We start from the raw sequence: 13,996 nt of genomic DNA, 5'->3' as shown, positions 1-13,996 counted from the left end.
TCCCAGAGCGGGGTGAGCCGGTCAGCGCCGAACCGGGCGCGCGACGCGGGGTCGGTGACCCCGAGCCCGGTGTGCGGGGCCAGACACAGCACCCCGACCTTGCCGGTGTGCCCGTTGTTCTGCACCAGCCGTGCGGCCTCGCCGATCTCGTCGAGCGGGAACACCGTGGAGAGCGCGGGGACGAGCTTGCCCAGCTGCACCAGCCGGTTGCACTCCTGCAGCTCCTGCCAGTTGGCCGCGTGGCTGCCGATGATCCGTTTGAGGTGCATCCACAGATAGCGGTTGTCGTACTGGTGCTGGTAGCCGGTGCTGGACCCGCAGGTGATGACCGTGCCGCCCTTGCGCACCACGAAGACCGAGATGCCGAAGGTGGCGGCGCCGATGTAGTCGAACACCACATGCGGGTCCTCGCCGACCTCGGCCCGGATCCGCCTGCCGAGTTGCTTGCCGAGGGCGATGGCCTCCTCCGGGGTCGGGACCCGGTGGCCGAGGCCGATGTCGTTGCGGTTGATGACCACGTCGCAGCCCAGCCGGCGCAGCGCGCGCGCCTTCTCCTCCGAGCTCACCACGCCGACGGGGATACCGCCGCCCGCCTTCACCAACTGCACCGCGTAGGCGCCGAGACCGCCGGTCGCCCCCCAGATCAGCACGATGTCGCCCTGCTTGATGCGCGCACCGCGGTCGCCGACCAGCATCCGGTAGGCGGTGCTGCCGCACAGCGGCACGGAAGCGGCCTCCTCCCAGGACAGGTGCGCGGGCTTGGGCACCAGCTGGTTGACCCGTACCACCGCGTAATGGGCCAGACCGCCGAAGTTGGTCTCGAAGCCCCACACGCGCTGCTCCGCGCCGAGCATCCCGTCGGCGTGGGTCGCGGGCTCCTGGTCGTCCACGTAGGACGGGGAGACGACGACGTGGTCGCCGACGCGCCAGTGCCGCACGCCCGCGCCGACACGCACGATCACACCGGCGCCGTCCGAGCCGAGCACGTGGTGCGGCCGGTCGTGCCGGGCGGCGTACCCGCCCTGGCGGCCGAAGCGGCGCAGGAAGTCGAAGGTGGGCAGCGGTTCGAACGTCGCCGACCAGACGGTGTTGTAGTTGACGGAGCTGGCCATGACCGCGACCAGCGCCTCGTCCGGTGCCAGCTCGGGCATCGGCACCCGGCCGACCCGAAGGGAGCGGCGTACGTCCTTGTCCGGGACGTCGCCGAACATCCGGGTGTCGTCCGCGTGCAGATACGCGGCCAGGTACTCGCCGGGCACGTCCTCCCGCATCAGTTCGTCAGGTGAAGCACCCGCGAGCACGGCTTCGGCCAATGCGTCCATACAGGAATTCCTTCACTCGGGGACCGGGCTCTGGCGGGACACCCGCGCGGGCGCGTCATTCACCGCGCGTTCTCTCGGTCGCCTTGGTAGGAGCAGATTGCTCAAATTCACATTCAAGTGTGCCGGTTACGGCCCACCGCTCGGCCATCGTGGCACAGAACCCCAGTGGGATACAGGTGCGGTCGGATGGCCGGGAGTGCGGAAATTCCCCCGTCCTTGCGGCCTGGGTGGGCCGGGTCCTAGCGTGGCGTCAGCATTCCAGGGTGGCCGCGGATGCCCGGTGTCCTGTCGACAGGACGACGCCGATCCGCGAACCGGTGCGCGGCCCTGTCGATTTCCGAATTCGGAACACCCCGTGACTTCGGGAAACTCCGTGACTTCGGGAAACTCCTGACGTCGGGAAACTCCGTGACGTCGGGAAACCCCGTGGCGATTAAGGATGGTGGCAATGAGCACGAACCCTTTCGATGACGAGGACGGCAGCTTCTACGTCTTGGCCAACGACGAGGACCAGCACTCCCTGTGGCCGGTCTTCGCCGAGGTGCCCGCGGGCTGGCGGGTGGTCTTCGGCGAGGCGGCCAGGGGCGAGTGCCTGGAGTACGTGGAGCGGCACTGGACCGACTTGCGGCCCAGGAGCCTGCGGCAGGCCATGGCGGCGGAGTGAGAACGGCGAGCAGCTGCCGGACCGGGCCGGCGAGCACCGGCGGTGAACTCGCGCAGCGCGATGTGGTTCTCTCCTTCGTGGGGGAACAGGCGCAGGCGCGGAAGACGGGGATGACCTTTCCGCAGAACCTGTCGGAACGGTCCTGGGAACGGATCGGCACCAATCTGCGCGAGCTCACGAACTCCTCGGCGTGGTGGCTCGGCGACTGGCTGATCTTCGGTGAGGCCGCCTACGGATGGCGCCGGTACCGGGAGGCGGTCGAGAGGACCGGGCTCGACTACCAGACCCTGCGCAACTACGCCTGGGTGGCCCGACGGTTCGAGCACCGCCGCAGGCGGGAGAGCCTGAGCTTCGCCCACCACGCCGAGGTGACCCGCTTGTCGCCGGCCGAGCAGGACTACTGGCTGCGCAAGGCCGAGCAGCAGAAGTGGTCGCGCAACGAACTCCGCAGGGCGGTCCGTGCCAGCCTGGCCGAACAGTCCGAGCAGTCCGAGCAGGCCGGCATCCCCCCGAGCGGTGACGGCGCCGGGAAGCGGGAGGCGCCCCGGCCCGCGGAGCGGCCGGACTCCGCCGACGAGCCCGCGCCCCAGGTCACCACGCTCACCATCGAACTGTCCGCGGGTCAACTGGACTTCTACTCCAAGGTGGCCGCCGCGCATGGTCTGCCCGTCGACAAGTGGGTGACCCAGGTGCTCGACGCCGCCGACCGGCGCACCGCCTGACCGCCCGGCCCGCTCCGTTCCCCGTGGCACGCCGGGGGCCCGCCCGACCGGACACCTCCACATCGGAGTCAGTTGATGATCCTTCAGGGAAAGCGGGTTGCCCTGCCCGCGACACCCGTCGTCCACAAGCGGTTCGAGGCGCACGCGGCGGCCACCCCCGACGCCGTCGCCGTCTTCTGCGCCGGGCGTCAGGTGACGTACGCGGAACTGAACGCCCGGGCCAACCGGTTCGCGCACTTCCTCATCGCGCGCGGCCACGGCCGGGGGGCGAGGGTCGGGGTCTGCCTCGACTACTCGGTCGACATGGTCGTCGCCATCCTCGGCACGCTGAAGGCGGGCGCGGCCTACGTACCGTTCGACCCGTCCTACCCGGCGGCGAGACTGCGCCTGCTGCTGGGGCAGGTCCCCGGCCTCGCCCTGATCGTGGCCTCCCCGGCCACCGCCCCCCTGGTCGAGTCGGCGGCCGTCGAGATCGTCGGCTTCGAGCAGTTGACCGATCACTTGGCAGGCCTCCCGGCCACCGACCCCGAGACCGCGGTCACCGGGGACGACGTGTGCTACGCGGTCTTCACCTCCGGGTCGACCGGCACACCGAAGCTGACCGCGGTGCGGCACGAGGGCTGGTTCAACCTGATGAACTGGCTGGCGCTCGAGTACGGCCTGGACCGCGGCTCGCACAACCTCGTGGTCAGCGCGTTCGGCTTCGACCTCTCCCAGCGCAGCCTGATGACGCCGCTGTTCTGCGGCGCCACCCAACACCTGATGGCGAGCCGGAACTTCGACGCGGCGATGGCCTACCGCATGCTCCGTGAGCACGGGATACGCACGGTGCACTGCGCTTCGAGCACGCTGTACCTGCTGGTGGACTGGGAGACCGCACGCGGGGACGAGGTGCTCAGCCGACTGGACTACGTGCTCTTCGGCGGGGAGCCGCTGAAGGTCGAACGGATCATCGACTGGGCGCGCCGCGAGGGCAATACGTGCACCCTCCTGCACCAGTACGGCGTCGCCGAGTGCACGGATGTCGCGACCTCGTACGACCTCGCCGATTACCGGCCGGGCGAACACGACACCGCACCGGTCGGCAGGCCGGCGTACAACACCCAGATCCACCTCCTCGACGAGCGGATGCGCGGTGTCGGAGCGGGGGAGTACGGCGAGGTCTGCATCTCCGGGACCGGCGTAGGCGCGGGCTACCTGGGCGGCACGGGCCCCGAATCCGAGCGGTTCACGACGGCCGTGATCGACGGTGCGCCGCGCAGGCTGTACCGCACGGGCGATCGCGGCCGGGTGAACGAGGCCGGGGACCTGGTCGTCGCCGGCCGGATGGACGCCCAGGTGAAGGTGCGGGGCATGCGCATCGACCCCACCGACGTAGAGCGCGCGCTCGGCAGGCTCGCCGGGGTGCGGGAGGCCGCCGTGGTGGCGAGGTACACCGAGGCGGGTGAGGCGGAGCTGATCGCGTTCCTCGTCCCGGCGGGAGCCGAGCTCGCGGAGGACGACGTGCGCCCGCGCCTCCTCGAGACGCTGCCGCGCTCCATGGTTCCGGCCCGGTTCCTCAATATCCCGCGACTTCCCTTGAGTCCGCACGGAAAAGCGGACCGCGCGGCACTGGTCGACCGATTGAAGGGATTGTGATGATTGCCGAAAGGGTGCGCGGCATCTGGTGCCGGGAACTCCAGCGCGACGACATAGCGGTCGACGACGATTTCTTCGCCCTGGGCGGCCAGTCCGTGATCATGGCCAAAATCCAGATGGCTTACATCGAGGAACTGGACGTCGAGGTTCCGGTCGACCAGATGTTCCTCAACCCGACGGTGGCGTCGATTTCCGAGTACATCGAATCCATGGGTGCGAAGACCACCTGATCGGAGAGGCGCCATGTTCGACGTCATTGTCATAGGGGCCCGCTGTGCGGGTTCACCGGCGGCCATGCTGTTCGCCCGGCAGGGATACCGCGTCCTGCTCTTGGAGAAGGCGCGGTTCCCGCAGGACACGCTGTCCTCGCACTACATCCACCAGCCGGGAGTCGCGCTGCTCGGCCGGTGGGGGCTGCTCGACAAGCTCCGCGACACCGGCTGCCCGCCGATCGACCACGAGAGCTACGAGGGCCCCGGCGTCCGTCTCGACGGCTTCTCCCTGCCCGTCGACGGCCACCGCACGACCTACGCGCCGAGGCGGTTCGTGCTCGACCCCATCCTCGCCGAGGGTGCCGTGGCGTCGGGGGTGGAGCTGCGGGAGTCCTGCGCGGTCACCGACCTGGTCTTCGAAGGCGACCGGGTCGTGGGCGTGCGGTACACGACGCCCGGTGGCGCCGAGGCGACGGAGCGGGCGCGGCTGGTCGTCGGCGCCGACGGCATGCGCTCGCTCGTGGCCCGCAAGGCCGGCGCCCGGAACGTGGTCGAGCACCCGCGCATGAGCTGCGTCTACTACAGCTACTGGGCCGGGGTTCCCGCGGGCTTCGAGCTGTACGAGCGCCCCGGACGCTGGATCGTCGCCGCCCCCACGCACGACGGCCTCACGCTGATCATGACGTACTTCCCGCAGGACGAGTTCTCCGAGGTACGCAAGGCAGTGGAACCCGCCTATCTCGAAGCCGTCCGCTCGACGAGCCGCGAGTTGTCCGAACGGATGTCGGCGGGCGAGCGCGTGGAGCAGCTGTACGGCACCGGCCACCAGGAGAACTACTTCCGCAAGGCCTACGGGCCCGGATGGGTGCTGCTCGGTGACGCGGTCCACCACAAGGACTCCATCACCGCGCGCGGCATCACCGACGCCTTTCTCCAGGCCCAGTCGCTCACCGGGCACATCGGCGAGCGACTGCACGACGAGGCGGCGCTCGAAGAGGCCCTGCGGTACTACGAGGAAGACCTGGAGGAGACCTTCTCCGACATCTACCAGGGCGCGCTCAACGTGGCCGAACTGAAGCCGCAGGGGCGCACGGAGATGCTGCGGAAGCTGGTCGGTCACCAGGAACTGATCGACCGGTACTTCTCGACGGTCTCCGGTGCGTGTTCCTTCGACGACTTCTACAACGCCGAACTGCTGGCGGTACTCGATCAGAACTGAGGGCGGAGCGCTCCCTGGTGGCTCCCTCGATTTGGAGGAACAATGATCCCGTTGTCGTTCGCGCAGCGCCGACTGTGGTTCGTGGACCGGTTCGAAGGCCCTTCGCCGACGTACAACGGCGCTTTCGCCCTGCGGCTCACCGGCGAACTGGACGTGGGCGCCCTGGAGTCGGCGCTCCGCGATGTCATCGACCGGCACGAGGCCCTGCGCACGGTGATCGTCGAGGATGACGACGGCGTTCCGCACCAGCAGGTGCTGCCCTTCGACAGCAGGCCGTTCGGCCTGCCGGTCGTCGAGGTCACCGAGGAGGCGGAACCGGCGGCCGTCGACGAGGTGGCCACCGCCACCTTCGACCTCGCCGCCGACGTGCCGATCCGCGCCAAGCTGCTGCGACGCGGACCGCGCGAGCACACCATGGTCCTGGTCATGCACCACATCGCCGTGGACGGGGAGTCCTTCGGGCCGCTCTTCCGCGACCTCCTGATGGCCTACGCGGCCCGCACCGAGGGCCGCGCCCCGGCGTGGGAGCCGCTTCCGGTGCAGTACGCGGACTACACGCTGTGGCAGCGGGACATGCTCGGTGACGAGTCCGACCCGCGGAGCCTGGCGGCGAGGCAACTGGAGTACTGGCGGCAGACGCTGGCCGATCTGGCCCAGCCGCTGGCCATACCCACCGACCGCCGACGCCCCAAGGCGATGAGCCACCGCGGCGACATGGTCCCCTTCGCGATCGACCCCGATCTGCTGCGGTCCGTGGAGCGGCTGGCCGCCCAGGCGGACACCACGGTCTCCATGGTCATGCACTCCGCGCTCGCGGTCCTCCTGCACCACCTCGGCTGCGGTGACGACGTGCCGATCGGCGCACCGATCGCGGGCCGCACCGACGAGGAGCTGCGGGACCTCGTCGGCTTCTTCGTCAACACCTGGGTGCTGCGCGTCGACCTCTCCGGAAACCCCACCTTCCGCCAGGTGCTCCAGCGGGTGCGCGACCGGGCACTCGCCGCGTACGACAACCAGGACATGCCGTTCGAGCGGCTGGTGGAGCTCCTCAACCCGGACAGGTCCACCGCCTACAACCCGTTCTTCCAGGTGATGCTCGCCTGGCAGCCGCCCGTGCCGGAGATGGAGTTCCCCGGCCTCGACGCCCGGGCCGAGAGGCTGGAGACGAGGACGGCCAAGTTCGACCTCTTCTTCGACATCATCCCGAACGGCTCGGGCGGAGCGCGCTGCCGCCTGGAGTACGCCACCGACCTGTTCGACAGGGCCACGGCCGAGGACATCGCGCACCGGTTCGTGCGCGTCCTCGGCCGGCTCGTCGCCGAACCGGAGCGCGGGACCAGCGGCATCGACGCGCTCGACGCGGCCGAACGGGACCAAGTGCTCAACCGGTTCAACGACACCGCGACGGCGGTGCCCGAGCTGACGATCCCGGAGCTGTTCGAAGGCCAGGTCGCGAGGACCCCGGACGCCCCCGCGGTCGTCTGCGGCGAGAGCACACTGACCTACCGGCAGCTCGACGACCTGGCGAACGGCGTCGCGCGGGAGCTGGCGCGGCGGGGCGCCGGGCCCGAGGACCTGGTGGTACTGGCGCTGCCCCGCACCCAGGACCTCGTCGTCGGCCTGCTGGGCATCCTCAAGTCCGGTGCCGCGTACCTGCCGATGGACCCGAACTACCTCGGTGCCCGGGCGGAGACCGTGCTGTCCGAGGCGGCCGCGCGCTTCGTGGTCACCGACACCGAGACCTGGCAGGAGCTGCCGCGGAACGACATGTCGGCCGTCCACCTCGACCACCGCGAGCGGTGGCCCTCTTCCGAGGAGCCGCTGGACGACGTGGCCCGGAACGCACCGCTCGGTCCGGACAACCTGGCGTACGTCATGTACACCTCCGGCTCCACGGGCAAGCCGAAGGGCGCGGCGATCACCCACCGCAACGTCGTCAACGGCGTGCGGGAGCTGGTGCGTGTCCTTGACGCGCCGCCCGGGTGGCGCATGCTGGCCGCCACCTCGGTCAACTTCGACGTCTCGGTCTTCGAGCTGCTGACCACCCTGTCCACCGGCGGCACGGCCGAGGTGGTGCCGAACGCGCTCGCCCTCGCCGAGCGGGACTCCTGGAACGGCCATGTGATCAGCGCCGTCCCCTCGGTCTTCGGCGAACTCATCGGTCACCTGGAGAAGGCGCCCGACGTACGCACCGTCGTCTTCGCGGGCGACGTGCTCCCGGCCCGGCTGGTGCGGGAGGTGCGCGAGGCCCTGCCCGGGGTGCGGATCGTCAACTCCTACGGGCAGAGCGAGAGCTTCTACGCCACCACGTACTCCCTCCCCGCGTCCGAGGAATGGACGCCGGGCGAGGTCGCGCCGATCGGCACCCCGCTGGGCAACATGCGGGCCTACGTGCTGGGCCCGGGGCTCGCCCCGGTGCCGCAGGGCGTGGTCGGCGAGCTGTACGTGGTGGGGACCTGTCTGGGCCGCGGCTACCACGGACGCCCGGACCTGACCGCCGAGCGCTACGTGGCCAACCCGTTCGGGCCACCCGGCGAGCGGATGTACCGCACGGGCGACCTGGCCCGCCGCAACGCGCGAGGCGAACTGGAGTGCGTCGGCAGGGCCGACGGCCAGGTGAAGGTGCGCGGCTTCCGCATCGAGACGGCCGAGGTCGAGGCCGCGTGCATGCGGCACCCCGCGGTCGGCCAGGCGGTGGTGGTCAGCCGGGAGACGCCCTCCGGCGGGCGGCGGCTCGTCGCGTACGTGGTGTACGCGGGTGAGGGCGGCGTCGGTGACGACGGCGCCGGTGGCATCGGCGATGTGGACGTCCTCGCCGGTGCCTCGGCCGCCGAGCTGCGCAAGTTCGTCGCGGCACGGCTGCCCGACTACATGGTGCCGTCGGCCTTCGTGGTCCTCGGCCGGATGCCCCTCACCTCGACCGGCAAGCTGGACCGCGCGGCCCTGCCCGAACCGGAGTTCACGGGCGAGAGCTACCGGGCACCGCGCAACGAGGCCGAGGCGATCATCACCGCCGCCTACGCGGACGTACTCGGCGTGGACCGGGTCGGCGCCGACGACGACTTCTTCGCCGTGGGCGGGGACAGCCTGCGCTCCCTCCAGGTGGTCGCGCGGGCCCGGGCCCGTGGCCTGGAGCTCACCACGCGGGAGGTCTTCGAGTGCCGCACGGCGGCCCGCCTCGCCGAAGTGGCCGCCACCCGCCGGGACCGGGTGCCCGTGCTCGCGGAGGAGGAGGGCGGCGGCGTCGGTCCGATGCCGTTGCAGCCCGTGGCGCGGGAGATCTTCGGGCACGGCGGCGGAACGGACCGGTTCGCCATGGCGATGGTGCTCGAACTGCCCGTGGGCATCGACGCGAACGGGCTCGCCGCGACGCTGGACGCCGTACTCGACCGGCACGACCTCCTCCGCGCCCGGCTGGTGCGCGGCGACGAGCCCTCCCTCGTCGTCCGTCCGCAGGGCAGCGTGCGGGCGGCGGAACTGATCCACCGCGTCGACTGCGACGGCCGGTGGGAGGAGCCGCACCTGCTGGAGGCGGGGAAGGCGGAGCTGGACGCCGCCGTCGGACGGCTCGACCCGGCGGCCGGGACCATGGCGGACTTCGTGTGGTTCGCCGCCGACGCGGGCCCGGGCCGGCTCCTCGCCGTACTGCACCACCTCGTGGTGGACGGGGTCTCCTGGCGGATCCTCATGTCTGACCTGGCCGAGGCGTGGCAACAGGTCCGGGCGGGCCGCACTCCGGAGCTGCCCGCCGTGGGGACGTCCGCCCGCCGCTGGGCGTCGGCGCTGGAGACCGAGGCGCTCTCCCCGGAGCGGGAAGCCGAACTGACGTACTGGCGGGACCTGCTGGAGGCGCCGAACCCCCCGCTGGGCACGCGGGCGTTCGACCCGGCGGTGGATGTGATGTCCACCGTCGACACCGTGCGCGTGCACCTGCCCGCCGACGTCACCGAGGCGGTGCTGACCAGGCTTCCCGCGGCCTTCAGGGGAACCGGGACCGACGTGCTGCTCGCCGCGCTCGCCCTGGCGGTGAACCGGTGGCGCGGCGCGGACCGCTCGACCCTGATCCGGCTGGAAGGCCACGGGCGTACGGAGGACATCGTCCCCGGCGCCGACCTCTCCCGGACCGTCGGATGGTTCACCAGCATGTACCCGGCGCGGGTCGACGTGGCCGCCGTGGACCTGGCCGACGTGCTGGCCGGGGGCCCCGCGGCCGGCAAGGCGATCAAGCTGGTCAAGGAGCAGCTGCACGGCATCCCCGACAAGGGCGTGGGCTATGGGCTGCTGCGCCATCTGAACCCGGAGACCGCCCCGCTGCTCACCGGGTACCCGGCGCCGCAGATCGGGTTCAACTACCTCGGCCGGATCTCCGGCACCGACGTGCCCGAGCACCTGCGCGCGGACGGCTGGGGACCGGCGGCCTGGTCCGCCGACCTGCTCCCGCCGTCCGACCCCGACCTGCCCGCGCTCTCCGCCCTGGAGGTCAACTCCGTCGCCACGGACACCGCCGACGGCACCCGCCTGCAGACCGTCTTCATGTTCCCCACCGGGATCCTCTCCCGGGAGCGGATCACCGAACTGGCCGATCTGTGGGTCGACGTGCTGCACGGCATGGCCGCGCACGCGGCGCGCCCGGAGACCGGCGGGCTCACACCCTCGGACACCCCGCTGGTCTCGGTGCGGCAGGACGAGATCGAGAGCTGGGAGAAGCGCTACGGACGGCTGGTCGAGATCTGGCCGCAGTCGTCGGGGCAGTCCGGCATCCAGTTCCAGGCCGCGGTCGCCGACGGCTCCTTCGACGTCTACCACATGCAGTTCGTGCTGCATCTGTCCGGACACGTGGACCCGGCGCGCATGCGGGCCGCCGGGCAGGCGCTCCTCGACCGGTACCCGAACCTGCGCGCCGCGTTCTTCACCGCGGCGGGCGGCGACCCGGTGCAGGTCGTCGCGGAACACGTATCCGTACCCTGGCGGCACGTCGATCTGACCGGCCACAGCGAAGCCGAGCAGGACGCGGCGCTCGACAGGGCCCTCGCCGACGACCGGGCCGACCGCCTCGACCCCACAAGGCCGCCGCTGTTCCGTCTGGCCCTGCTCACCTGCGGACCGCGACGGGCCAAACTCATCATCACGGCACACCACACCGTGTTCGACGGCTGGTCGTCGCCGCTGGTCTTCAAGGACCTGATCCAGCTGTACTCCGGAACCGGCGAACTCGCTCCGGTCCGCAGCTACGGCGACTACCTGGCCTGGCTCTCCACACGGGACCGGGAGGAGTCCGCCGCCCGGTGGGCCGCCGAACTCGCCGGATTCGACCAGCCGACCCTGGTGGCCCCGCACGCCCCCCTCCAGGGCACGGGGACCGCCCTCGGGCGGGTCGAGGTACCGCTGAGCATCGACAAGGGGCGTGAACTCGCCCGGCGCGCGGCGGAGTTCGGTGTCACCCTGAACACGCTCCTCCAGGGCGCCTGGGGCATCCTGCTCTCGAAGCTGACCGGGCAGCAGGACGTGGTGTTCGGGGCCGCCGTCAACGGCCGCCCCGCGGAGCTGCCCGGCTCGGACGAAATGGTCGGACTCTTCGTCAACTCCCTGCCGATCAGGGTGTTCTGCCGGCCGGACAGCAGCATCGCCGACGTCATCACCGAGCTGCAGGACCGGCAGACCGCGCTGCTCGACCACCACTCCTACGGGCTCGCCGACATCCAGCGCGACGCCGGACTCCCCGCCCTGTTCGACACGATGATCGCCTTCGAGAACTACCCGATCGACCGCGAGGGCATCGTCGACGCGAACACTTCGGCGGGCTTCACGATCGACGGCATCCGTCCGTTCGCCGGCTCCCACTACCCGCTCAGCCTCAACTCCGCCGACCCCTACCTGCGGCTCTCCATCGACTACCAGAACAACCTCTACGACCGTGAGGCGGCCGAGGTGATCGCCGCCCGGCTCGTCCGGGTCCTGGAGCAGGTGCGCACCGACCCGACGTGCCTCGTCGGCGCCATCGGGGTGCTCAGTGACGAGGAGCGGGAATGGACGCTCTCCCGGGTCAACGACACGGCACACCCGGTCGCCGACGACACCCTGCCGAGCGCCTTCGAGACGCAGGTGGAGCGCGGCCCCGAGCGCGTCGCGCTGATCGGGGAGCAGGAGACGCTGACCTACGGCGAACTCAACCGGCGTGCCAACCAGCTGGCGCACTGGCTGGTCGAGCGTGGCGCGGGCCCCGAGCAGGTCGTCGCGGTCCGCGTCCCCCGCTCCGTGGACCTGCTGGTGGCACTGCACGCGGTGGTCAAGGCGGGCGCGGCCTATCTGCCGGTCGGCACCGACCTGCCCGAGGACCGCGTACGCCACATGCTGGAGGGCGCGAAACCGCTGCTGGTCCTCGACGAACGGCTCCCGGACGTCTCCGGCTACCCGACGGCCAACCCGCCGCGCACGCTCGCACCGGACAACGCCGCGTACGTCATCTACACCTCGGGCTCCAGCGGCACCCCCAAGGGCGTACAGGTGTCGCACCGGGCGATCAACAACCGGCTGCGCTGGATGCAGGACACCTACCGGCTCACTCCCGAGGACCGCGTGCTGCAGAAGACGCCGTCGTCGTTCGACGTGTCGGTGTGGGAGTTCTTCTGGCCGCTCCAGGAAGGCGCGGCGCTGGTGATCGCGGCACCCGACGGACACAAGGATCCGGCGTATCTGGCCCGGCTGATCCGCGAGCAGTCCGTCACCACCTGCCACTTCGTGCCGTCGATGCTCCAGGCCTTCCTGGCCGAACCGGCCGCCGCCCGCTGTGACGAGCCGCTGCGCCGGGTGTTCTGCAGCGGCGAGGCCCTGCCCCGCGAGACCGCGCACGCCTTCGCGCGCACCCTGCCGGACGTCGCGTTGCACAACCTGTACGGCCCGACCGAGGCAGCCGTCGACGTGACCTACCACGCCTGTGAGCCGGACGGCTCCGGGCCCGTGCCGATCGGCCTGCCGATCTGGAACACCCGGGTGTACGTGCTGGACGCGGCGCTGCGCCCGGTGCCGCCCGGCGTCGACGGCGAGCTGTACCTCGCGGGCGCCGGACTCGCGCGGGGCTACCTCGGCCAGGCCGCGCTGACCGCGGACCGGTTCGTGGCGTGCCCCTACGGCGAGCCGGGAGCCCGGATGTACCGCACCGGCGACATCGTGCGGTGGAACCCGGACGGCGAGCTGAACTACGTGGGGCGCACCGACTTCCAGGTCAAGATCCGCGGCTTCCGCATCGAACTGGGCGAGATCGAGAGCCAGTTGGCCCGCCACCCCGCCGTGCGGCAGGCCACGGTGATCGCCCGCGAGGACGCCACCGGCGACCGGCAGCTGGCCGGATACCTGGTGGTGGACCCCGAGGCGGCACCCGGCGTGACCGAGTACCGCGAGCTGGAGAAGGCCGGGCGGCTGGCCGACGTCGAACTGCACGAGCTGCCCAACGGCATGCTGGTGGCCGGACGCAACAAGTCGAACATCTCCTATCTCTACGACGAGATCTTCCAGCGGGGCGAGTACGCGCGCGGCGGGGTGACCTTCGACGACGGCGCGTGCGTCGTCGACGTGGGCGGCCACGTCGGCATGTTCGGGCTGTGGGCCGGGTCGGTGGCGCGCGGCGTACGGGTGTACGCGGTCGAGCCGATGCCCGAGTCGGCCGAGTTCTACCGGATCAACGCCCAGCTGCACGGCCTGGACGCCGTGGTGACCGACTGCGGCATCTCGGACACCCCCGGGCGCGCTGAGTTCACGTACTACCCCGAGATGTCACTGATGTCGGGGCAGTTCGCGGACGAGGCGACGGAGCAGGAGACGCTGCGCCGGGTCATCGCCAACGAACGCGGCGCGAACGCCGTAGAGGACGACCAACTGACCGATCTGCTGACCGACCGGCTGGCGAGCACGCGGGTCGACGTGGAGCTGCGCACCGTGTCACAGGTGATCCGGGACAACGGACTCACCGCGGTGGACGTGCTGAAGGTCGACGCGGAGAAGAGCGAACTGGCCGCCCTGCGCGGGATCGAGCCCGAGCACTGGCCGATCATCCGCCAGGTCGTCGCCGAGGTGCACGACGTCGACGACCGGGTCGCGGTCGTGACGAAGATGCTGGAGACCAAGGGCTTCCACGTCGTCGTGGAGACACCGCAAGGCCTTGAGGGCACCGGGATGAGCCAGCTGTACGCCACCCGCGACAGCCACGACGCCCCGCCCCCGCC

Annotated in this window: 7 protein-coding genes; 6 read left to right on the top strand and 1 reads right to left on the bottom strand. The window is 71.0% G+C overall.

The features are described 5' to 3' along the window. A partial coding sequence (gene ccrA, locus GKQ77_RS15420; RefSeq protein WP_219689341.1) for a crotonyl-CoA carboxylase/reductase occupies nucleotides 1–1,322 on the bottom strand: 1,322 nt, incomplete at its 3' end. A gap of 448 nt (nucleotides 1,323–1,770) precedes the next feature. On the opposite strand from ccrA, the gene GKQ77_RS15415 reads away from it, so the two are divergent. The 6 genes from GKQ77_RS15415 to GKQ77_RS15390 form a co-directional block, all read left to right on the top strand. Next, entirely contained in the window at nucleotides 1,771–1,986 is a 216-nt protein-coding gene (locus GKQ77_RS15415; RefSeq protein WP_219689340.1) for an MbtH family protein, read from the top strand. Between the two features lie 110 nt (nucleotides 1,987–2,096). Next, nucleotides 2,097–2,708, top strand: a complete 612-nt coding sequence (locus GKQ77_RS15410) for an LmbU family transcriptional regulator (protein ID WP_258021378.1) — start codon at nucleotides 2,097–2,099, stop codon at nucleotides 2,706–2,708. A 75-nt stretch (nucleotides 2,709–2,783) separates the two neighbouring features. Then, entirely contained in the window at nucleotides 2,784–4,346 is a 1,563-nt protein-coding gene (locus tag GKQ77_RS15405) for an amino acid adenylation domain-containing protein (protein WP_219689338.1), read from the top strand. After that, a complete protein-coding gene (locus GKQ77_RS15400; protein ID WP_219689337.1) occupies nucleotides 4,346–4,576 on the top strand; it encodes a phosphopantetheine-binding protein in 231 nt (76 codons plus the stop codon). The genes GKQ77_RS15405 and GKQ77_RS15400 overlap by 1 nt, the downstream gene beginning before the upstream one ends. A gap of 13 nt (nucleotides 4,577–4,589) precedes the next feature. Then, on the top strand, nucleotides 4,590–5,777 hold the full coding sequence (locus tag GKQ77_RS15395) for an NAD(P)/FAD-dependent oxidoreductase (RefSeq protein ID WP_219689336.1): 1,188 nt from the start codon (nucleotides 4,590–4,592) through the stop codon (nucleotides 5,775–5,777). A 42-nt stretch (nucleotides 5,778–5,819) separates the two neighbouring features. After that, on the top strand, nucleotides 5,820–13,996 hold an 8,177-nt coding region (locus GKQ77_RS15390), incomplete at its 3' end, for a non-ribosomal peptide synthetase (RefSeq protein ID WP_219689335.1).

It is taken from the genome of Streptomyces anatolicus, assembly GCF_019400875.1.
In the GTDB taxonomy this organism is placed as follows: domain Bacteria; phylum Actinomycetota; class Actinomycetes; order Streptomycetales; family Streptomycetaceae; genus Streptomyces; species Streptomyces anatolicus.
The sequence above is the reverse complement of the archived record's forward strand: the minus strand, read 5'-3'. Positions and strand labels throughout refer to the sequence as shown.

Excerpts from the sequence above, each read along its gene's own strand:
- GKQ77_RS15415 (WP_219689340.1), top strand. The coding sequence starts at position 1,771 with ATGAGCACGAACCCTTTCGATGACGAGGACGGCAGCTTCTACGTCTTG.
- GKQ77_RS15400 (WP_219689337.1), top strand. The coding sequence starts at position 4,346 with ATGATTGCCGAAAGGGTGCGCGGCATCTGGTGCCGGGAACTCCAGCGC.
- GKQ77_RS15410 (WP_258021378.1), top strand. The coding sequence starts at position 2,097 with ATGACCTTTCCGCAGAACCTGTCGGAACGGTCCTGGGAACGGATCGGC.
- GKQ77_RS15395 (WP_219689336.1), top strand. The coding sequence starts at position 4,590 with ATGTTCGACGTCATTGTCATAGGGGCCCGCTGTGCGGGTTCACCGGCG.
- GKQ77_RS15405 (WP_219689338.1), top strand. The coding sequence starts at position 2,784 with ATGATCCTTCAGGGAAAGCGGGTTGCCCTGCCCGCGACACCCGTCGTC.